15 protein-coding genes are annotated in these 21,930 nt (G+C 38.5%); 9 read left to right on the plus strand and 6 right to left on the minus strand.

What is annotated here, in order from left to right; translation table 11 throughout:
• Window positions 1-687, minus strand: coding sequence for a lysoplasmalogenase (locus O0V13_RS20225; protein ID WP_268036840.1), 687 nt, complete (start codon window positions 685-687; stop codon window positions 1-3).
• A 347-nt stretch (window positions 688-1,034) separates the two neighbouring features.
• Between O0V13_RS20225 and O0V13_RS20230 the strand changes: the two genes are divergently transcribed.
• The 6 genes from O0V13_RS20230 to O0V13_RS20255 all read left to right on the plus strand — a co-directional run bounded on the left by O0V13_RS20230 (window position 1,035) and on the right by O0V13_RS20255 (window position 12,873).
• Window positions 1,035-4,361 carry a TonB-dependent receptor gene (locus O0V13_RS20230; protein ID WP_268036841.1) on the plus strand — a complete coding sequence of 1,109 codons (3,327 nt, stop codon included), beginning with the start codon at window positions 1,035-1,037 and terminating at the stop codon, window positions 4,359-4,361.
• A gap of 135 nt (window positions 4,362-4,496) precedes the next feature.
• Window positions 4,497-5,516 carry a DUF481 domain-containing protein gene (locus O0V13_RS20235; RefSeq protein WP_268036842.1) on the plus strand — a complete coding sequence of 340 codons (1,020 nt, stop codon included), beginning with the start codon at window positions 4,497-4,499 and terminating at the stop codon, window positions 5,514-5,516.
• 363 nt (window positions 5,517-5,879) lie between these two features.
• On the plus strand, window positions 5,880-6,962 hold the full coding sequence (locus O0V13_RS20240; protein ID WP_268036843.1) for an efflux RND transporter periplasmic adaptor subunit: 1,083 nt from the start codon (window positions 5,880-5,882) through the stop codon (window positions 6,960-6,962).
• Between the two features lies 1 nt (window position 6,963).
• On the plus strand, window positions 6,964-10,026 hold the full coding sequence (locus O0V13_RS20245) for an efflux RND transporter permease subunit (RefSeq protein WP_268036844.1): 3,063 nt from the start codon (window positions 6,964-6,966) through the stop codon (window positions 10,024-10,026).
• Window positions 10,026-11,369 carry a TolC family protein gene (locus O0V13_RS20250; RefSeq protein ID WP_268036845.1) on the plus strand — a complete coding sequence of 448 codons (1,344 nt, stop codon included), beginning with the start codon at window positions 10,026-10,028 and terminating at the stop codon, window positions 11,367-11,369. Before O0V13_RS20245 ends, O0V13_RS20250 begins: the two co-directional genes overlap by 1 nt.
• 112 nt (window positions 11,370-11,481) lie before the next feature.
• Complete coding sequence (locus O0V13_RS20255) at window positions 11,482-12,873, plus strand: transglycosylase SLT domain-containing protein (RefSeq protein WP_268036846.1); 1,392 nt, start codon at window positions 11,482-11,484, stop codon at window positions 12,871-12,873.
• Here the strand turns inward: O0V13_RS20255 and O0V13_RS20260 are convergent.
• The 4 genes from O0V13_RS20260 to O0V13_RS20275 all read right to left on the minus strand — a co-directional run bounded on the left by O0V13_RS20260 (window position 12,870) and on the right by O0V13_RS20275 (window position 16,871).
• A complete protein-coding gene (locus tag O0V13_RS20260; RefSeq protein ID WP_268036847.1) occupies window positions 12,870-13,343 on the minus strand; it encodes a RidA family protein in 474 nt (157 codons plus the stop codon). The two genes, O0V13_RS20255 and O0V13_RS20260, sit on opposite strands and share 4 nt — an antisense overlap.
• 7 nt (window positions 13,344-13,350) lie before the next feature.
• The gene (locus O0V13_RS20265; protein WP_073573667.1) at window positions 13,351-14,664 is read right to left on the minus strand and encodes a gluconate:H+ symporter; all 1,314 of its coding nucleotides are present in this window, start codon (window positions 14,662-14,664) and stop codon (window positions 13,351-13,353) included.
• A gap of 74 nt (window positions 14,665-14,738) precedes the next feature.
• Window positions 14,739-15,473: a T9SS type A sorting domain-containing protein gene (locus O0V13_RS20270; protein WP_268036848.1), complete on the minus strand. Its 735-nt coding sequence runs from the start codon at window positions 15,471-15,473 to the stop codon at window positions 14,739-14,741.
• Entirely contained in the window at window positions 15,474-16,871 is a 1,398-nt protein-coding gene (locus O0V13_RS20275) for a hypothetical protein (RefSeq protein WP_268036849.1), read from the minus strand.
• A gap of 193 nt (window positions 16,872-17,064) precedes the next feature.
• On the opposite strand from O0V13_RS20275, the gene O0V13_RS20280 reads away from it, so the two are divergent.
• From O0V13_RS20280 to O0V13_RS20290, 3 genes are all read left to right on the plus strand, one after another.
• Complete coding sequence (locus O0V13_RS20280; protein WP_268036850.1) at window positions 17,065-18,255, plus strand: Lnb N-terminal periplasmic domain-containing protein; 1,191 nt, start codon at window positions 17,065-17,067, stop codon at window positions 18,253-18,255.
• 61 nt (window positions 18,256-18,316) lie between these two features.
• On the plus strand, window positions 18,317-20,359 hold the full coding sequence (uvrB, locus tag O0V13_RS20285; RefSeq protein WP_268036851.1) for an excinuclease ABC subunit UvrB: 2,043 nt from the start codon (window positions 18,317-18,319) through the stop codon (window positions 20,357-20,359).
• Window positions 20,360-20,368: 9 nt separating this feature from the next.
• The gene (locus O0V13_RS20290; RefSeq protein WP_268036852.1) at window positions 20,369-21,013 is read left to right on the plus strand and encodes an AlbA family DNA-binding domain-containing protein; all 645 of its coding nucleotides are present in this window, start codon (window positions 20,369-20,371) and stop codon (window positions 21,011-21,013) included.
• Here the strand turns inward: O0V13_RS20290 and O0V13_RS20295 are convergent.
• Window positions 20,988-21,914 carry a 1-aminocyclopropane-1-carboxylate deaminase/D-cysteine desulfhydrase gene (locus tag O0V13_RS20295; RefSeq protein ID WP_326492756.1) on the minus strand — a complete coding sequence of 309 codons (927 nt, stop codon included), beginning with the start codon at window positions 21,912-21,914 and terminating at the stop codon, window positions 20,988-20,990. The two genes, O0V13_RS20290 and O0V13_RS20295, sit on opposite strands and share 26 nt — an antisense overlap.
• Window positions 21,915-21,930: the final 16 nt, after the last annotated feature.

Here is a 21,930-nt window from a genome sequence, read left to right on the forward strand (position 1 = left end):
TTATGGTTTGATTAGATGGGCACGAATCCCCATGACGATAAGGAGCTGTGCAATACAATAGGTTCCCATGATTATTATTCCTGCCTCTTCAATAGGCTGGTAAAACTTATTGATTGCGATCATACTATCTGAGATTAGGAAAAATAAGGCTCCAATAAAAACTTGCCAAAATGATTCTGGGTTACATTTTCCATATCTCTCTGTGGCAGTAGTCGCCATACTGACGATGACGATAATGTAGATGATCACAGGTGTTTTTAATGGTCCCAAATGGGGATTTATGAGATAATAGGTAAATGCTGCCAAGATGTAAATAGGCAAGTTCCTTAGAAAAGTTTTTACAAAATTGATATCACCTATTTTTCCTGGGTTTCTTTGTCCGATTTTGAAAGCTATGATGTAGCAAATATGTGCCATCAAAAATGCTCCCAACCCATATACAAATAGGTTTTCCCAGAGCAAAAGAATGTCTCCTATCCAGGAAAAGATCAATGCACCCATTGTCGCTTTGGATAAAAGCGTCCATGAAATGGGTCTTGAAATCTGAAAAAAATAGATGATTAAGCTCAATAATATCAAGGGTTTAGAGTAAAATCTATAACTATCTAGTCCTTCTAGAATAAAGGATAGATGCAGAATGGATGCAAACAAAAAAATGTAGAGCCAAATAATATTTTTGTTTTTCAAGGCAGAGATAATTTGGGATTGAGTGTCAAATATATGGCGATGAATAAATTTTTAGTATTTTCACCAAATTGTATTTTGAAAACAACGCAATTAAAAATAAAAGCGTAGTTATTGTTTTTTAGAATTTAATAGTTGTTTTTGGCTGAAAGACAGAATTTTTTTGATTTCAAGTTCGCTATTCATCTTTCAAAAGAAAATATAATTAGGGAATTCGTATTATTTTTATGTTAATAAATGTGAAATTAGCAGTCGGAAATTTAACCTAGAGTACCCCAATAACCTACCGATCCAAATTAAATTTGCATCGAGTAATATTTTCAAAACCAACTTTACAAAAACAAAAAATTATGAGGCAAAATTTACCAAGCATTATCCTAGGTATGTTACTTCTCTTTGTTGGGATGGGCATAGCTGAGGCTCAGGTAACAACCAGTTCTATCCAAGGACAGGTTGTTGATGCGCAAGGAGAGCCGTTGCCAGGAGCAAACGTGGTAGCGACCCACGAGCCTTCCGGTACTAGGTATGGCGCTGTATCAAATTTGGAAGGCCGATTCAATCTTCCAAACCTTAGAATTGGTGGACCTTACACCGTTCAGGTAAGCTTTATTGGTTTCCAGAGTCAATCTTATTCTGGAATTGTTTTGAGATTAGGTGAGCCTTACGGGCTTTCAGTGACTCTTTCGGATGATAGCACAGAGCTTTCTGAAGTAGTAATCACTGGTTCCAAATCGACTGAATTCGATTCTAATAGAACTGGTACATCTACTAACGTCAGCAACGAACAACTTGCTAACCTTCCGCAGATCAACAGAAGTGTTACCGAATTTACTCGATTGACTCCTCAAGCAAGCGGTAACTCCTTTGCTGGTAGAGATGCTCGATACAACAACTTCCAAGTGGATGGTGCAAACTTCAACAATGGTTTTGGACTGAGCAGCAACCCACTTCCAGGAGGAAACTCTCAGCCTATTTCTTTGGATGCGATTGAGGAAATTTCCGTTAACATTGCTCCATTTGATGTGACTCAGTCTGGTTTTACCGGTGCAGGTATCAACGCGGTTACTCGTTCTGGTACTAACACTTTCAAAGGTTCTGCTTACTACTTTTTGAAAAATCAAGATTTGCAGGGTAAGAAAATTGGAGACAATGAACTGACTCCAGTTGATGCTGCTACAAGAAACTTTGGTTTCAGATTAGGTGGTCCAATCATCAAAAACAAATTGTTCTTCTTCGCAAACTTTGAAAGAGAAGAAAATACGGGTGGAAACGCTTCAGGTGTAAACCTTTGGAAGCCATCTACTAATGGTGTTGCTGATGCTGAAAACAACATAGCAAGAACTACAGTAGCGGATCTTGAAGCTGTAAGAAATCACTTGATCAACGTTTGGGGATATGACCCAGGCAGATACGAAGGATATGCTAGCGAAGCTAAAGACTATAGCACCAAATTGCTAGGTAGGATTGACTGGAACATCAGCAATAAGCATAAACTAGCTGTAAGATATAACCAAGTGGTAGGTATCTCCAATCAATTGGCTAACGGTAGTTCAGGTCCGAGACCGAGATCCGGAACAAACCGTGTTTCTCAAAACTCTATTGCTTTTGAAAATGCAAACTACGGATTTGAAAACTCTGTAAGATCCTTGACTGCGGAATTGAACAGTTATATTTCAAGCACTGTTTCTAACCAATTCTTGGCTACTTATTCTAAAATCCAAGACAGAAGAACTACTCCAAGCAGTCAGCTTTTCCCATTTGTTGATATCTGGGATGGTGATCCAAATGGTAACAACTATATGAGTTTTGGTACTGAATTGTTCTCATACAACAATGAAGTTGTAAACGATAACTATTCATTCATCAACAACCTTACTGTGATCAATGGAAAGCATACATTTACTGCTGGTGCTGCATTTGAAATTCAAAAGTTTGGTAACTCTTATGTGAGAATGGGTACTTCTTATTACAGATACCTTTCTGTTGAAGACTTCTTGACTACAGGTACTGCAAATGAAGTTGCTCCTATCATGTTTGGTTTGACTTACCCTTATGAAGGTCAAGAAACCTATGCTAGAGTAAACTTTGGTTTGGCTTCTCTTTATTTCCAAGATAAATACCAAGCTTCTGACAAATTGTCTTTGACTTTGGGTGTTAGAGCTGAATTGCCAATTTACTTGAATGATTTGACGGCTAACCCATCTATCAATGAATTGGAGTTCTTGAGCGTAGATGGATCTCCTAAGAATTATGATTCTGGTTCATGGCCAAAATCAAGATTGATGCTTTCTCCTAGATTTGGTTTCAATTATGATGTCAATGGTGACAGAAGCTTTGTAGTTCGTGGTGGAACTGGCGTATTTTCTGGTAGAGTGCCTTTTGTTTGGTTGACAAATATGCCAACTGGTGCTGGTGTCCTTCAAAATAACGTAGAGCCAGGTAGCTATGACCAAGTAGCTGGTTGGATTGGAAATGTAACATTTAATCCTGAGCAATATTACTGGTTGAATAACCCTCCTGCTGGTGCTGAAAGTGTATTTATTCAAAATCCAAATGAAGGAGCTCCTAGTTCATTCGCATTGGTAGATGATGAATTCAAAATGCCGATGGTTTGGAGAAGTAGCTTAGGAGCTGAATTGGTCATTCCAAATACTCCTTTGTTGTTGACTACTGATCTCCTTTATACTAGAGATATCAATGGTGTATTCCAGTTTGGTGCAAACAGAGCAATGTCTCCTACCAACATGAACTATGCTGGTGACGATAGAGAGGTAGTACTTCCAGGTACTTCTGTTGCTTATAATCCTGCTTTGGGAGCAAATAATGCTACAGTACTTTCTAATACAAGCTTGAAAGGAAATGCATTCAGTGCTACAGTTGGATTGTCAGTATTGGATTTGAAAGGACTTACCGGATCGGTTTATTATACTTATTCAGCTGCTAAAGAAGTTTCTGCCAATGCAGGATCAAATGCTAGTTCAGCTTGGGGAGCTTCTCCAAACATCAATAATCCAAATGATCAAAGATTGTGGATTTCAAACTATGCTACTCCTCATAGAGTAATGGCTAATTTGAGCTACAAAATTGAATATGGTAATCTTGCTACAACATTGGGTGTTTACTACAATGGTTCTCACCAAGGTAGATTCTCTTACACTTATAGCAATGACTTCAATGGAGATGGAATCAACGCAGACTTGATTTACCTTCCTGCAAATTCTTCTGAATTGAATTTCGTGGATATTGTTTCAAATGATGAGGTGGTATTTACCGCTGAGCAGCAAAGACAAGCTTTTGATAACTTTGTTTCTGAGAATGGTTTGGATAAGTACAGAGGAGATTATTTGCCAAGAAATGCATTCTTGCAGCCTTGGTTGAATAGATTCGATGTGAGAATTCTACAAGATATCTTTACTAACATCGGAGAAAGCAGAAATACACTTCAGTTGTCTTTGGATATTGTGAACTTTGGCAATATGCTTAACAGCGATTGGGGTATCCAGCAGAACCTAAACAACGCTCAAAATCTATTGACCAGATCTGGCTCTGTGACTACTGCTCCAAATGTGATCATGAATAGAGTATCTAATCAATTGCCTACAAATCCATTCCAAAATGCTTCAGGCTTTGGAACTACTTGGAGTATGCAATTTGGTGTCAGATACATCTTCAATTAATATTAGAATAAAATTTTATAGAAAAGCGCCTTCTTTTGGAGGTGCTTTTTTATTTTTAAGACATATAAAACCTTTTAATTGAGCAATATGAAAAAGTTCTATCTCTCACTAATTTTTCTTTTATCGTTTTTTGGAATGTCTAAAGCACAGACGGATTCCCTGATATTTAAAAATAAGGATATTGTAGTTGGGGAGATAAAAAGTATGGATAGGGGAGTCATCACTATTGAAACTGATTATTCTGACAGTGATTTTAAAGCCAAGTGGGAAGAGCTAATTTCGATCAAATCCAAAACCAATTATTTAATTACTCTCGCGAACGGGAGGAGATATAATGGGAAAATAAGATCAGTCTCTGATAGTACAATAATCATCAATTATTATGATCCTGATGCACTGATAAGATTGAGGAAAAAGGAAATTTCTCAGGAAACTGAGGGGACCGAAAACCTGATAGTCAATTTGAATGATGTGGTCTATTTAAATGCATTGGATGAAGGGTTTTGGAGTCGGTTGTCTGCAAGCATCGATTTGGGTTGGAGTTTGACTAAGGCTAATAATTTGAGAACCTTTAATCTGAGGAGTTCATTGGGGTATTTGGCAGATAGATGGAAAATGAATACCTCATTTAATAGTCTAAGATCTAATCAAGATGAGGTGGATCCGACCAAAAGAACTGATGCCAATTTTTCTTTTACCTATTTCCTACCAAGGGATTTCTTTTTGATTTATGATTTGACTTTCCTATCCAATACAGAACAGTTGATCAGATCCCGAGTTGGTAATAAAGCGGGTATTGGTAAGTATGTAGTCCATACAAACAAGTCTTATTTTGGTTTTCAGGTTGGGGCCAACTTAAACAACGAACAATATTTTGATGATACACCAAATAGAAGATCTGGTGAAGCATTTATCGGGACAGAATTGAGTTTGTATGATATTGGAGATTTAACACTTTTGACTAATGTGACTGCATATCCAAGTTTAACAGAAAGTGGTCGATTCAGAACGGATTTTAAATTAGATATCAAATATGAATTTTTGTCTGATTTCTATGTGAATTTGGGTACGACTCTTAACTACGATAATCAACCTGTCTCTGGAGCAACTACGCTGGATTATATTTTTCAGACCACTGTGGGTTGGAGTTTGTAAAAACATTTGAATCATCTCAAAAGCTGGAGTTTCTAATTATCAAAAGGGGAACTTCAGTTTTTTTTAGTCTGATTTTGTAAGTTTTTTTCAAGAATTTTTGAAAAAAACTAAGATGATATAGGGAGAAATTCTTTAAAAGCATCCCTCTATTTTTCCATTGATTGAGTTCATTTGCCTCCAGTATCTTTTATAAATTTTTCCTAGGAAAGGTTCCGTAATTTCGATATCTGACAAACTATGGGATATTGAAATTGCATAATTCGAATATTGTGATTTACAATTTTTGAATTTTTTTGAAAACAAATAGGCTTTTTCATGCTTTCATAGTTAAGCTTAACTTAATATAAATCAGCTCTTTTCTACATGAAAAAACAGACTAAGGTCATAGTAATCATTGCAATCATTGTTTTGGTGATAGTTGCTTTTTTATATCCTAGACTGGATACTAGAAATTCGAATGAAAACTCTGTGACCTCTTCAGGAGCAGGACCAGGGGCTCCCCAAGACTTGCCAGTGAGTGTGGTAAAGCTTCAACCTGAAACTTTAAGAAATCAATTGCAGGTGACTGGTACCATCTTGCCGAATGAATCTGTAAATATTCGACCTGAGGTTTCGGGCTTGATAACAAGAATTGCCTTTAAAGAAGGTCAATATGTATCTAAAGGGACTCCTTTGTTGTACCTGGATGATGATGAACTTCAAGCTCAATATCAAAGATTGCAATACACACAAAAGCTTTTTGAAACTCAAGAGAATAGACAGAAGCAATTATTGGCAAGAGAAGCAATCAGCCAAGAAGAGTATGATATTGCTTTGAATCAGTATAATACGACACTGTCTGATTTAAAATTGGTGGAAGCCCAATTGGAAAAGAGAGTGATTAGAGCTCCTTTCAATGGGAAATTGGGTTTGCGCTTAGTATCGGAAGGTAGTGTGATCGGAACTTCAGATATCATTGCGAGCATAGTAAATATTGATCCAATCAAAATTGAATTTTCTATTCCAGAGCGCTATGCAAATCAAGTGAATATTGGAGCACCAATTTATTTCACCAATGAATCTACCCCAGAGGAAGTACTTGGAGAAGTCTATGCCTTTGAGCCACAAATTGATGCCGCTACTAGGACATTGAAATTAAGAGCTCAAAGTCCGAATAAAGAAGGGAGATTTTTGCCTGGAATGTATGTGAGAATCAGATTCGTTTTAGATGTAACGGAAGATGCATTAATGGTACCTGCTGAATCTATAATTCCAGAACTGCAGGGGTACAAAGTTTATGTAGTAGGTCCAGATAACAAAGCTCAAGCTAAAACCGTCGAAATCGGAACAAGAACGGATACTCACGTTCAGATTGTCAGTGGGCTTGAGGAAGGGGAATTGGTCCTTGCTACCGGAGTGTTGCAAGTCCGTCAAGGAATGCCTTTGAATCCAACCCAAATTAACTAAGATGGCAAGTCTTTCAAATTTAAGTATTAACAGGCCTGTATTGGCCATCGTGTTATCCTTAGTAATCCTATTATTTGGAGCGATTGGGATTTCATTGTTAGGGATTAGGGAGTTCCCAAGTGTGGATCCTCCTATTATCAACGTAAGGACGACCTATGTCGGAGCCAATGCCGATGTAATTGAAGCACAAATCACGGAACCTTTAGAAGAAGCTATTAATGGTATCCAAGGGATTAAATCCTTGACTTCCTCTTCTAATGACGGTTCAAGTAGTATTACAGTAGAATTTGATATCGGAGCAGATTTGGAAGCTGCCGCAAATGATGTTAGGGATAAGGTTTCCGGTGCACAAAGAAATTTACCTCCAGATGCAGAACCGCCAGTGGTTTCCAAAGCAGATGCGGATTCCCAACCAATAGTCTTCCTGAATGTGAAAAGTGACGAGAGAAGTCTTTTGGATCTATCGGATATTGCTGAAAATATTTTCAAAGAAAGACTGCAAACCATTCCTGGTGTCAGTAGAGTTCAGATTTGGGGAGAAAAGGAATATGCCATTCGACTGAGAATGGATCCCTTGAAAATGGCTTCATATGGGGTAACTCCTTTGGATGTCCTCTCAAAGGTTCAATCAGAAAATGTGGAATTGCCTTCTGGTAGAATAGAAGGTGAAACTATAGAGCTATCAGTTCGAACAAAAAGTAGGCTTTCTACCCCTCAGGAGTTCAATCAATTGATTATCAAAGAGGACCAAAACAACATAGTAAGATTCCAAGATGTGGGTCGAGCAGAGCTTGCTGCACTCAATGAAAGAACGGTTCTGAAACGAGATGGGGTACCGATGGTTGGTGTGGTTTTAGTGCCACTTCCTGGTTCAAACAACATCGAGATTGTTGATGAATTCTATAGAAGGTTGGAATATATCAAAAAAGATCTTCCGGCTGATGTAGGTTTAGAAATAGGTTTTGACTCTACAAAATATATCAGAAGCTCTATTGCCGAAGTTCAGGAGACCATCATTACAGCATTTATTTTGGTGGTTGCTATTATCTTCCTTTTCCTTCGTGATTGGAGAACCACCTTTATCCCTGTTATCACAATTCCAATCTCATTGATTGGCGTTTTCTTTATCATGTATATGATGGATTTTTCCATCAATGTTCTGACCTTATTAGGTATTGTCCTTTCAATTGGTCTGGTGGTAGATGATGCCATTGTAGTTTTGGAGAATATTTATGCGAGGATAGAAAAAGGTGAAAAACCACTCCAAGCAGCCCAACAAGGTGCTGAGGAAATTTTCTTCGCAGTAATTGCAACCACGGTTGCGCTAGCTGCAGTATTCCTTCCCGTAATATTCTTAACAGGAACGACTGGACGTCTTTTTAGAGAATTTGGAATCGTTGTAGCAGGATCGGTGATTATTTCATCCTTTGTGGCTTTGACCATGACACCGATGCTTAGCTCCAGGTTGTTGAAAAGAAGAGAGAAGCATAATTGGTTCTATAACTTTACGGAACCTGGCTTTGTGTGGATCAATGACAAATATGACCGTGCATTAAGCTGGTTTATGAATTTCAGATGGGTAGCATTCCCTATTATTGGGGTGATGGTATTTGGGATTTATTGGTTATTCAATCAAATACCTTCAGAATTAGCTCCGGTAGAAGATAGGGGGGAAATAAGAATTCAGCTTGCAGGTCCAGAGGGAGCGACTTTTAGTTATATGGATAGAGTCATCGATCAAATGGTGGCTGATTTCTTGGAAACATTCCCAGGAGATGAAGTGACAGGTTTGATATCAGTTACTTCTCCTGGTTTTGGATCTTCAAGTACCAATTCTGGCTTCGTGAGATTTATTTTGGCTGACGCTGAAAATAGGTCAATGACTCAGCATGAATATTTCAATAAAATTAACCAGAAATTAAAAGCTTATACTTCAGTAAGAGCCTTTGCTTCTGAGCCTCAGTCAATTGGGGATAGAAGAGGAGGTCTTCCTGTTCAATATGTACTACAGGCTCCAACCTTGGAAAAACTAAAAGAAGTGATTCCTACATTTATGGAACGTGTAGCTCAAAGCCCAACCTTTATTTTCTCAGATATCAATTTGAAATTTACCAAACCTGAGTTAGAAATTGAGATTGACAGGGAAAAGGCAAGAAATATTGGGGTTTCTGTTCAAGAGATCGCAAGAACACTTCAACTTTCCTATTCCGGACAGCGATTTGCCTATTTCATTATGAATGGAAAGCAATATCAAGTAGTCGGTGAGATGCAGTTGGAAGATAGAAATGAGCCGGTCAATTTGAGAATGCTGTATGTTCGGGCTGAGAATGGACAATTGGTTCAGTTGGATAATTTGGTGAGTGTAGTTGAAAAAAGTACACCTCCTCAATTGTATCGATTTAATCGTTTTGTTTCTGCAACTGTGTCGGCAAACTTAGCAGAAGGCTTTACTATTGGTGATGGGTTGGATGAAATGGATCGAATTGCTGCGGAGGTTTTGGATGATTCATTTGCTACAGATGTAGCCGGTCCTTCCAAAGAATTCCGTGAAAGTTCAAACAGTTTGATTTTCGCATTCTTGTTTGCTTTGATCTTGATCTATTTGGTTCTTTCAGCACAGTTTGAAAGTTTCTTGGATCCATTGACCATCATGTTCACTGTACCTCTTGCAATATTTGGAGCTTTATTGACTTTGTGGGCATTCAATTTCACTTTGAATATTTTCAGTCAGATTGGGATTATCATGTTGATTGGTTTGGTTACCAAAAATGGAATTCTGATTGTGGAATTTGCGAATCAAAGAAAAGCAAACGGAATGGACATCAAAGAGGCAATCTATGGAGCCGCGGTAGCTCGATTCAGACCTATTTTGATGACTTCCCTTTCTACAATTTTAGGGATTTTGCCTATCGCATTGGCTCTAGGAGCAGGTGCAGAAAGTAGAGTTCCTATGGGAGCTGCAGTTATTGGTGGTCTGACATTTGCGACTATCCTTACACTATTTGTCATCCCAGCTATTTATACATATTTGACTTCAAAAGAAGGAAGACTAGCCAGAATTTAATGAAGAAGTTATGCCTAGGGCTCGTTTTGAGCCTTTTTATACAATATTCTTTTGCTCAATCCACAGAACCTTTGGATCTCGAAAAGGCGATACAAACTGGTTTGGAGAACAATCTAGATATTAAAATGGCGGTGGAAACTGTCAATTTGAGACAAGGTGATATCCGGATTGGTTGGGGTGCCTTTCTTCCTGTGATAGATGCAACTTATGCCAGAAGCTTTTCCAAGGAGGATGTGACGCAGAAATTTGTGAATGATCCCGAACCACGCCAGATCGATGGTGCGAAATCCAGAACTGAAAACTTTACCCTAGCTGGTATTTATGGTTTCCGTCCTGAAGCTATTGTCGTTTTGAAAAGACTGGGAGTATTGGAAGAAATATCTGAGTTGCAAGCGAAAGTGGCTGTCGAAAATACTGTTGCCGGTATTTCTACTGCCTATTATCGATTGGTTTTGGAGCTTCAGAGATATAAGGTTTTGGAGAGAACCTTAGAACTTAGCCAAGCTCGTTTGGACATTGCACAGGCCCAATATGAATTAGGTGGAGCAGGTAAAAGAGATTTCTTGACCGCCGAGGTGGATTACAATAGTGATTTGAGTTTGTTGAAAACCCAAAATCAAGTCATCAAAGCTGCCCGAATCAATTTGAACGAATTGATGGCTTTGAGTCCGGATCAAGAATTCTCAATAAATGATACCATTAATGTCGGTGAGGAATTGAGATTGGTTGATTTGGAGGAGAATGCATTTATGGATAACAAGCAATGGTTGGTAATTCAAAGGCAAGAAAATGATGCGTTCCTACAAATGAAGGAATTACAAGTTTCTCGACTTCCTGCTATCAATCTTAATGCAAATTACGTCAACAATACCTCCAATTCTGATGCAGGATTTTTGATTCAAAACCAGCGTTCAGGTTTCAATTATGGGGGAAATGTGACCATGAATTTATTTTCAGGATTCACATTGAATCGTCGAATTCAAAATGCCAAAGTTCAACAAAAGATTCAAGGCTATGCAGTGGACCAATTTGAAATTCAACTCAAGTCCGATTTGTATAGGGCCTTCAATACATATCTGAATAATCGTGAGTTGTTAGAAATTGAGCAAAGAAACTATGCTGTGGCAAAAGAAAGCTCAGAGATTGCTTTAGAAAGGTTTCGTTTGGGGATTGCTTCCTATTTGGAATTCCGGGATGCTCAGGTAAACTTATTGACTGCTGAAAACAGATTGATTACCTCGATTTATAATATCAAAGAACAAGAAATTGAGTTGATGAGACTATCTGGAAAGATATTTTTTGAGAACAGTTTCGAGCAGCTTGACTTACCAACAGAAGATTAATTGAGAGGGCGACAGACATCGCCCTTTTTTATTGGTAAAATTTTCAATTTCTTTTTTGGCATACACTTTGACTATCAGACCTTTCGAAACATCCGGGGCCTAGTCCCAGTGTATGAAAAAAGGAGTCATCATTCTATTTGGAACACTGATAATCATGCTTTTTGGTGTGCAATGCACCTTTTTGGAGAAGCATTTTCAGGATTCCTTTGCCAAAGAAACCTACATTCTAGATCTTGAAGGAATAAAGAATCGTGGCTTTATTAGAGCTGCGGTGGATAATAATTCTACAGGATTTTATATTTACCGTGGCCGTAGGATGGGCTACGAATATGAGCTTTTGAGAGACCTTGCCAAAAGATTGGGCGTACAGCTTAATTTGGTTTTGGTTTCAGATATAGACAAAGCTTTCGAATATCTCAATGATGGAAGAGTAGATATCATAGCCATGAATCTTGAGTCGAATGCTGATAGGGAGAGTAAAGCGACATTTACATCTCCTTTGGGGAAAATCAGTACAGTATTTATTAGTCGAGAAAATGAATCGATAAAGTCTTGGGAAGACTTGCAGTCAGATACAGTTTATGTGAGGCATGGTGCTATTTATAAATCCCAATTGTGTAAAATTAAGGATTCCCTTCAGGTGGATTTTACTGTTTTGGAATCTCCCTTGCATGAAGAATCTTTAATAGATCAGGTAGTCGAAGGAGAAATCAAGTACACACTTGCGGATCAAAATATTGCCATGGCAAATGCCACCTATTATGATGGGTTGGATATCAAATGGAAAGTGACGGATTCTGAAAATGTCTCCTGGGTAGTCCGTGACAATTCACCGAAGCTATTAGAATCAGTAAACAATTGGCTTGGTGATAAACAGAAGGAGTTCATTCCGATGCTTTATGCAAAGTATTTTCTCAATTCTAAAAATAGCTATTTCAGATCTACAAGTCCATTTTCTTCTTTGGCTGGAAATAGAATTTCCGTTTATGATGAATTGATTCAGGAAGGCGCTGGAGAATTAGGCTGGGATTGGAGATTGCTTGCCTCTTTGGTTTACAAAGAATCTAGATTTGATACGACAGCTACCTCTTATGCAGGTGCCAAAGGTTTGTTGCAACTAATGCCTGTAACATTGGAGAGGTTTGGAGTGGAAAATCCAAATGATCCAACTCAGTCATTAATGGGCGGAATTCGATATTTGAGGTATTTGGATAAGTTCTGGATTGAAAGAGTTCCTGAAACAAACGAGCGAATCAAATTTGTCCTAGCCTCTTATAACATTGGTCATGGTCATGTGGAGGACGCTTGGAGATTGGCCTTGAAATATGGAGCCAATACTCAAAGTTGGAAAGATGTTGCAGGATTTTTGGAGTTAAAAAGTGATCCCGAATATTATCGGGACCCCATTGTAAAGAGTGGATTCGCTAAAGGTCATTTGGCGGTAAATTATGTCAAAGACGTCATGAATATTTTTGAGTCTTACAAGGCTCTGGTGCAGCCTTAGGCACCTTCATGCAATTCAAACATCGCCTCGATTTCCACAGGAATATTATCTGGCAGAGTTCCCATTCCTACTGCTGATCTTACTCCAATTCCATTTTCTTCTCCCCAGACCTGAGCGAATAGTTCACTTGCACCATTGATAACAAATGGATGCTTTTCGAAACTAGAAATGCAATTGACCATTCCGAGAACTTTGATTACTCGTTTGACTCTATTGAGTGATCCCAAATTGGCTTTAATGGTTGAAAGCATTGCCAAACCGACTTGTCTTGCCGCTAATTTCCCTTGGTCCATGTCCATATCTTCTCCAATTCTGCCGATGATCAATGTGCCATCATCCTGAACGGTCCCATGTCCCGATAAATACAAATATTTACCATCAATCAGGCAAGGTTTATAAACTCCCAATGGCTTTGGTGCGGGGGGTAGGTTGAGTCCTAATTTTGCAAAGTTACTTTCTGCTGTTTCCATATATTTTTTAAATAAACAAGTCTAAAATCAATACTCCAATTAGTCCAAATACCGCAACTAAGGTTTCCATTACAGACCAAGTTTTGATGGTGTCTTTGATGCTGACGTTGAAAAATTCCTTATACATCCAAAAGCCGGCGTCATTGAAATGAGAAAACATTAAGCTTCCTGCCCCAATGGATAAAACAAGTAGGTTTGGATCCACATTCATAGTGGTTACCAAAGGAGCTATTATTCCGGCTGTCGTGAGTCCGGCTACGGTTGCTGAGCCTACACATACTCTGATAATTGCGGTGATTAGCCATGCTAAAACCAAAGGATGCATTTGCCAGGTTTTTAAACCTTCGGCAATCACCAAGCTTACTCCAGAATCGGTAAAGATTTGTTTTAATGCTCCAGCTCCTGCTACAATCAACAAGATCATCGCAATGTCTTTGGTAGCTTGAGTATAAAGATCCATGATCTGGCTCATGGAATATTTTCTTTTTAAACCTAAAGTATAGGTCGCAATTAGGACTGAAATCAGCATCACCATTCCCGGATCAGAAATGAAGCTTACAATTGGGGCAAATGAGCTTTCTGGAGAAATATTTAAGTTCAAGGCAGTTGTGCTCACCAAAAGTACAACTGGTAGTAAGGCTGTAATAAAGCTATTGGCAATCCCTGGTAATTCACTTTCGTCTTTGATTTCAGCCTGAAAAGTCTTCAAAGGTTTCGCTTCAATATTTTTTAACCTCGAGGCAAAGATGGGACCTGCAATTGCGACAGTCGGTATCGTAATCAAGAAGCCATAGAAAAGGGTTAAACCCATATTGGCATCAAATTGAGCGACCAATGCTGCAGGAGAAGGGTGTGGAGGAAGAAATCCGTGAGTTACGGATAATGCTGCCAATAGAGGAATGCCCACATAAACAGCTGAAATTTTGTATTGATAAGCCACGGTAAATGCCAATGGGACCAATAATACAAAACCTACATTGTAGAAAAGGGGAATGCCCACAACAAGTCCAGTCAAGGACATGGCCCAGGTGATGTGCTTTTCTCCAAAAACCTTCATCAAAAAATTGGCGATCCGTTGGGCTGCTCCACTTTCGGCGACAAGCTTGCCTAACATTGCGCCCATCACAATGACAATGACCAAATCCCCCAAAAGATGCCCCATTCCATTTTGAACTGAACTGGCAATTTGTTCTGGAGGAACTCCCAATAAAAAGCCAGCACAAATAGAGGAAATCAAAAATGCCAAAAAAGGATTGAGCTTTGCCCATACGATCAGCAATACCAAAATGGCAATACTGATCAATACATATAAAATGGTCATAGGTTGGGTTAAGGTTGAACTTTCAAGATAGAAAAATTGGGCGAAACTCAATTTTGCTTTTTGATAATCTGATTTCACCTATGAACCCATCTGATGAATTGAATTTTCTCATCATTAAAGAATCGAACGATGTAGAGGCCTTTCGGTAGACTTATTAATTTCTCTGAAATCTCGCTGGAATGATAAGGTGATTCGAAAATCAGTTCCCCATTTATGAGGACTACTTGTACAAAAGTTTCATGTAATTCAAATTCAGGAGGAATTTGGATAAGCAATGGGCCAGAAGAATAGGGGTTAGGGGAAATCTTTATTTTAGAATCTATTGGAAAAAATGGAGCGAGCCTAATAACCTTACTCGAAAATTTAGACTGGCTTTGGAATGTGATTTTCAATGGATAATAGGTGTTCTCATAAGGCGAAGCAGAGGGGTCAAATGTGTGAAATTCTTGTTTAGAGTCGAATCCAGATCTAATTTCGGTAACTTTTTCCCAATTGGACACGGATTTTTTAGATTTAAAAAGTTCAATTTTCACTTCCCCCTCTAAAGTGATTTTCCAGAAAATTAAGGCCAATTGATTCTTCCAATCCGCTTCAAATGATAGTATTTCAATCGGTAAGATGCTTAAGGTCCGATAACTACCTACTGTAAAATTGATCCCAGCTAGATCATTGATAGCTATCGATCTTCTTGCCCAAAGGTCCACCGGATCTAATCCGGGTAAGTGAGTTCCTGGAGCTGCATAGCCTGTACCGACAATTCTAAGGTCACCTACATCATCCACTATTAACTGATCTGCAGAGATTCTCATCTAAAGCAGGTTTGTGCTTGGATTCAATCCCGAAAATTGAAAGTAAGAAAACAGCCGATAAAGAATGGGTGTACCATCATTGTCATTAAAACTGGTATTGTATTCAGCACCAAGATATTGGGTGAAATTTATGCTGAGGTTTCCTTCGGCAGTAGTCCCTAAAAGCTGTACTTTTCTTAATCCACCATTGGTTTGATCCTCAAAAGGAAAGGTTGCATTGATAGGAGTGAGGAGGGCCGGAAGATTCAAATAATTGAAAGTTGAGATATTTTTCCAGCTTCCCCCAGAATAATTTAACCCGCCTGTTCCTGAAGAGTTTATTTCGAGATTATTGCTGTTTAGATCCAATGATCCAGAATTCATATATAGATTTCTGATTACATGCAAATCTCCCTGAATGATTAAATCAGAGTTAGATTTGCTGAGCTTAAAATCTTGTAAAGAAATTTCGGGAATATGTTGCTCATAGGTTCCAATAGCCGTGAGGTGAGTATTTGTGCCAATAAAATCACCTGTTCCGATTTTAATGAAATCCCCAGAAAAGGAGAGCGAATTTGGTAATGTAAGGTTATTGTTACTTTGGAGCTCTAGGTTATGGATTTGATTGGGTACACCAGCATCCAAAAATGTAGTAGAAAGGAAAGATTTTGTGCCCGTGCTTCCTCGAAAAACCAATGTTCCATTTAGTTGAAAATTGGCAACTTCCATTTTTGGAGCGATACCTTCAAAGATTAATTGTCCTCCAGCTTGTAAATCAAATAATAAGGCACTTATTGTACCTGAGCGAAAAATGATATCATCATTACAGTCACTGACAAATGTTCCGCCAGATTCGATAGTAAAAGTTCCAAAAGGTCCTGCATCATAAACGAGAGCCTCGTTATTAAATGAAAAGGATGGACAGAAGTTGGGAAGAACAGTTAGATCTAATTGTTGGCGGACGGTTCCAGATACGATTCGAAAACTAAGAGCCTTCAATGGTTCTTCGACAATCAACTCTGCTCCTGGATCAGGATCAAAAATTACCGAATATCTAATTTGACTTGTGAATCCACTCCATGAATTATAGGGTATGATAATTCTACTGCTGCCTTTAAAAGTTAAAGTGCTTGTTATCCCATTCCCAATCCAATTTTGACTGTTCCATGAACCGGTAGGAGTTCCAGGTGCTGGACCTGAAAAGGCATTTAAACTCCCATAGACATCTAAATTAAATCCATTTAAATTTAATTTTTGATTTGCACCGGTTTCTGCGTTTATAAAGACGCTTTTGACCTCTTCATTTTGAGTTAAGGTGAGTAAGTGTGTCTGATCAATGTAAATATCATTCATTTGTCCTGGCAAATTTGTCGCTGGAATCCAGCTAGTTCCGTCATATTCATTCCAAATATTGAGCATGTTAAAGTTTCCTGATGAAATCGTTTTGAATGCATTTATATCCTGACAATTGGCTCTATTTGAAAAAAACATAGCCCTACTATTACCGATAGAATCCTGTATATTCGGCCTACGAAAAATATCAATTGAACTAATTTCGTACTCCTTCTTGCCATGGCAAAATTATCTCTAAAAAGTAGTTTTATATAACGAAATGATTCGTAAAAATAAAATAATAGGTTTATTGTTTATTGTCTTAGTTTTGCTCTGTTCATTTGCAAAGGCACAACAATACCGCATTAGTCTATTGACCTGTGATCCTGGAGATGAACTCTATATGGCTTTTGGTCACAGTGCTATCCGAGTCTTGGACAAGGGGAAAAGAACCGATTATGTTTTCAACTATGGTACTTTCAATTTCAACACTCCCAATTTCTATGGGAAATTTGCCGCGGGGAAGCTGGATTATATGCTCAGTGTAAGTACCTATTCAGATTTTTTGGCTGCCTACAACGCTGAAGGAAGGTCAGTTAGAGAGCAGGTGTTGGACCTATCTCCCGAGCAAACACAGTATATGCTAGAGTTTTTACAAGTGAATTATATGCCGGATAGGAGATATTACCGCTATGATTTCTTTTTTGACAATTGTGCTACACGTATTCGTGATGCGATGGATTTGGTCCTTGGTGATGATTTGGTCTGGAATGATGAGCAAAAAGTTACCGATGAAAAGACCTTTAGGAATTTGATTGATGAATATGTATTGAGGATGCCATGGGCGGATTTGGGAATAGATATAGCTCTCGGAGCAGTAATAGATAGAGATGCTACTCCTCAGGAAGAGCAATTTTTGCCGGATTATATGGAAAAGGCTTTTGCTAGAGCTGAAATCCAAGGAGATGGGCCGACTCGTCCATTGGTTCGTGAATCTTCAGTAATCTTGGATTTTCCAAAGCCAGAAAATACTATGAGTTCGATTAATCCATATTGGATTTTTTGGCTAGTGGCTATTGTATTTGTAGGGATCACTTTTATAGGCTTTAAAAAGAAAAAATTATTTATAGGCTTTGATATTGTTCTTTTTACTATTCTTGGGCTTTTAGGAATCGTAATTTTCTTATTATGGTTTGCTACTGATCACAGTGCGACCAAGTGGAATTGGAACATTTTATGGGCTTTTCCTGGGCATTTAATATTGGCCTTTGCCCTTGGGAAAAAGAATCTGAAAAGCTGGGTAAGAAATTATTTATTGGCTGCATTGATTTTGGCTGATGCTGCTGTTGTTTTTTGGATTATGGGATGGGTGTCTTTTCATCCAAGCTTAATTCCGATTTTTCTGGTAATTATCCTTAGGACTAATTATCTGTATTATAATATTGAAAAATATAAATCAATAAAGGCCTGAATTTGGGTTTGATTAAACTTTTGGGGTGGTTCTGTTTGTTTATAAGGTTTGAAAAGGAAATATGGAGTTCAAATTAACATCTGATTATCAGCCTACAGGGGATCAGCCAGCTGCTATTAAGCAATTGGCACAAGGAGTTCGTGAGGGAGAAAAGTCTCAAGTTTTGTTGGGAGTGACAGGTTCAGGGAAAACTTTTACGGTGGCAAACCTAATTCAAGAAGTTCAAAAACCTACTTTGATTCTGAGCCATAATAAGACCCTCGCAGCCCAACTTTACGGTGAATTCAAACAGTTTTTTCCAGAAAATGCAGTTGAATATTTCATTTCCTATTACGATTACTACCAGCCTGAGGCTTTTATCCCAAGTTCAGGGACTTATATAGAAAAAGATCTTTCTATCAATGAAGAGATAGAGAAGTTAAGATTGAGTGCTACTTCGGCATTATTGACAGGTAGAAGAGACGTCATAGTGGTAGCTTCTGTAAGCTGTATTTATGGTATAGGTAATCCCGAAGAGTTCGCTAAAAATGTCATTCGACTTCAAGAAGGAGATCGAATTCCACGAAATCAACTACTTTTTAAATTAGTTGATATTCTCTATTCAAGAACTCATCAAGATCTAACCCATGGTACTTTCCGGGTAAAGGGGGATACTGTAGATATTTTCGTAGCCTATGCTGATTGGGGTTATAGAATTTTCTTTTGGGGAGACGAAATAGAAGCAATCCAAAGGATCGATCCCAAATCTGGTAAGAAACTGAATGATGAAAAGATTATTTCCATCTTTCCAGCAAATCTCTTTGTTACTGGAAAAGATACACTTCAGGTAGCGATTAAAGAGATCCAAGATGATATGGTGGCTCAAGTGAATTTCTTTGAAAAAGAAGGGAAATTTATGGAGGCGAAACGTCTTCAGGAGAGAACAGAGTTTGATTTGGAGATGATTAGAGAGCTTGGCTATTGCTCGGGAGTGGAGAACTATTCCCGCTACTTTGATAGACGAAGTCCGGGAATGAGACCTTTCTGTTTGCTGGACTATTTCCCAGATGATTTCCTATTAGTAATCGATGAAAGTCACGTGACTGTGCCTCAAGTCAGAGCCATGTGGGGTGGAGATAGATCAAGAAAAGTCAACTTGGTAGATTTCGGGTTCAGACTTCCGTCGGCATTGGACAACAGACCTTTGAAGTTTGATGAATTCGAGGATTTGACCAATCAGGCAATTTACGTTTCTGCAACCCCAGCAGATTACGAATTGGCTTTGACAGAAGGAGTGGTCGTGGAGCAGATTATTCGTCCAACAGGTTTATTGGATCCAACCATCGAGGTAAGGCCAAGCCAAAACCAGATCGATGATCTGTTGGAGGAAATCGATCAGACAATCAAATCTGAAGCGCGGGTTTTAGTGACTACTTTGACTAAGAGGATGGCCGAAGAGTTGCAAAAATACCTGGAACGTGCAGGTGTTAAATCCCGCTATATTCACTCTGAAGTAAAAACTTTGGATAGGGTTGAAATTCTGCGAGAGTTGAGATTGGGTGTTTTTGACGTATTGGTCGGTGTGAATCTTCTCAGAGAAGGGTTGGATCTTCCAGAGGTTTCTTTGGTAGCAATTTTGGATGCAGATAAGGAGGGATTTCTAAGGAATGAAAGAAGTTTGGTCCAAACAATTGGACGTGCCGCCCGTAATTCCGAAGGTCGAGTGATCATGTATGCAGATAAAATCACAGATTCCATGCAAATGGCAATTGATGAAACAAAGAGAAGAAGAGCCTTGCAAATGGCATATAATGAGGAGCATGGAATTACTCCTAAGACTGTGATCAAATCCCGAGATAAAATCATGGGGCAAACTAAGGTGGCAGATTCCAAAAGGAATGCAAAAGTTTATGCTGAACCTATGCCAGGAGAAGCTCCAATGGCAGCAGATCCGGTAGTTCAATATTTGAGTAAAGACAAATTGGAAAAATTGATTGCTCAAACTCAAAAACAAATGGAGAAAGCTGCTAAAGAGTTGAACTTCATGGAAGCTGCCAGACTTCGGGATGAATGGCAATCTCAAAAGTCAAGGTTGGAAGAATTGAGTCGGGGTTTGGGAAATTGATGATAGATCATGACAGTTCAAGAATTGAGAGCTTTAGCTTCAAAAGGGGAAGGGCTAACTTTGGAATTCAAAAAGAAAGCGGCGTTTCCTGAGAAAATTGTCCGTGAATTGATCGCCTTGGCTAATACTGTTGGTGGTTATTTGCTAATTGGCGTGGATGACGATGGGACTGTCAGTGGTCAGCGTTTTATCGAGGAAGAAGTTTTTGTGATGGAAAAGGCCATTAAGGAGTTTATTATCCCATCTCTTTCCTATGAGCTTGACCAAATCAAACTCAATGAGAAAAAAGGCGTGGCACTTTTTAAAATTCCTCGTAGTGATGATCGTCCTCATTTTTTGTGGGAAAAAAATCGCAAGAAATCTTTTGTAAGAGTAAAAGATCGGACTGTTCAAGCCAGTAAAGAGGTTTGGGAGATTTTGAAGAAAAGTAAAAAGTCTGAAGATGTGGTTTTTACTTATGGTCAAAAAGAGGAGATTTTAATGAAATTGCTGGCAGAATATGGTAAGATTACCCTAAATGATTATGCAAAAAATGCCAAACTGCCTCGATTTTTAGCAAGTAGAACTTTAGTTCGACTGACTTTGGCAAATGTTCTGGAAATCCATCCACAAGAATCAGAGGATTATTTTACGCTGAAAGACCAGGAAGTTTAATGTTAGTTCTTTCATAGAATCCAAGGTTCCCTTGAATTCCTCCTGTGTGAATAGCCAATATTTTTGAACCAGTCGGGAAATGGCCTTTTTTAATCAAATCCCAAACAGCGTACATCATTTTTCCGGTATAAATGGGATCCAATGCTATTCCAAAGCTTTCATAAAACTCCCAAATAAAATCTATCAAAATCTGAGTGTATTTGGCGTATCCTCCAAAATGATACTCAGAATTGATAGTCCATTCCTCTTCAGTCCGGATTTGGTTTTTCTCGATAAGATCTGAGACTTCACGATTTATAAAAGATCCTTTAAGAGAAGATATTCCCAATGCCTTTTGATGGGATTGTAGGCTTTTGAGTATCCCACAAAAAGTGCCGCCAGTTCCTATAGAAAGGATGATATACTTAAACTTGCTGTCTCCTTCGTCCAGAATTTCAGACGTCCCTTGGATTGCCAATGAATTGGTCCCTCCTTCTGGAATGATAAAGCTGTTTGGGAATTTTTCTTTGAGTTCGTCTAAATATTCAGCTTCATTTTTTCTCCGATAATCTGTTCGATTTACATATTCCAACTTCATTCCCTGACTTTGGGCAAATTCCAAAGTGGGATTCAGTGGCAAAGTTTCTTCTCCTCGGATCAGTCCTATGGATTTCAAACCATAAAAATTTGCCGCGGCTGCTGTTGCCTGAATATGATTGGAATAGGCTCCTCCAAAGGTTAATACGGATTGAATGCCATTTTTTTTTGCATCACTTAGATTGTATTTGAGTTTGAAAAACTTATTTCCAGATACCAACGGATGTACCAGATCCAGCCTTTTGATTGCCAATTCCACTCCCTTTTCCTCCAATAAAGGGTGGTCTAGAGCTTGATTTACGATAGGATTTGCCTGAATCATCATGGAAATTTAAGCTTTT

It is taken from the genome of Algoriphagus sp. PAP.12, assembly GCF_026652115.1.
GTDB lineage: Bacteria > Bacteroidota > Bacteroidia > Cytophagales > Cyclobacteriaceae > Algoriphagus.

Bases quoted from the DNA above. Each gene is read 5' to 3' on its own strand.
- uvrB (WP_268036851.1), top strand. From the start codon at position 18,317: ATGGAGTTCAAATTAACATCTGATTATCAGCCTACAGGGGATCAGCCA.
- O0V13_RS20240 (WP_268036843.1), top strand. From the start codon at position 5,880: ATGAAAAAACAGACTAAGGTCATAGTAATCATTGCAATCATTGTTTTG.
- O0V13_RS20260 (WP_268036847.1), bottom strand. From the start codon at position 13,343: ATGGAAACAGCAGAAAGTAACTTTGCAAAATTAGGACTCAACCTACCC.
- O0V13_RS20230 (WP_268036841.1), top strand. From the start codon at position 1,035: ATGAGGCAAAATTTACCAAGCATTATCCTAGGTATGTTACTTCTCTTT.
- O0V13_RS20275 (WP_268036849.1), bottom strand. From the start codon at position 16,871: ATGCTCAATATTTGGAATGAATATGACGGAACTAGCTGGATTCCAGCG.
- O0V13_RS20245 (WP_268036844.1), top strand. From the start codon at position 6,964: ATGGCAAGTCTTTCAAATTTAAGTATTAACAGGCCTGTATTGGCCATC.
- O0V13_RS20295 (WP_326492756.1), bottom strand. From the start codon at position 21,914: ATGATGATTCAGGCAAATCCTATCGTAAATCAAGCTCTAGACCACCCT.
- O0V13_RS20250 (WP_268036845.1), top strand. From the start codon at position 10,026: ATGAAGAAGTTATGCCTAGGGCTCGTTTTGAGCCTTTTTATACAATAT.
- O0V13_RS20280 (WP_268036850.1), top strand. From the start codon at position 17,065: ATGATTCGTAAAAATAAAATAATAGGTTTATTGTTTATTGTCTTAGTT.
- O0V13_RS20255 (WP_268036846.1), top strand. From the start codon at position 11,482: ATGAAAAAAGGAGTCATCATTCTATTTGGAACACTGATAATCATGCTT.
- O0V13_RS20290 (WP_268036852.1), top strand. From the start codon at position 20,369: ATGACAGTTCAAGAATTGAGAGCTTTAGCTTCAAAAGGGGAAGGGCTA.
- O0V13_RS20270 (WP_268036848.1), bottom strand. From the start codon at position 15,473: ATGAGAATCTCTGCAGATCAGTTAATAGTGGATGATGTAGGTGACCTT.
- O0V13_RS20235 (WP_268036842.1), top strand. From the start codon at position 4,497: ATGTCTAAAGCACAGACGGATTCCCTGATATTTAAAAATAAGGATATT.
- O0V13_RS20265 (WP_073573667.1), bottom strand. From the start codon at position 14,664: ATGACCATTTTATATGTATTGATCAGTATTGCCATTTTGGTATTGCTG.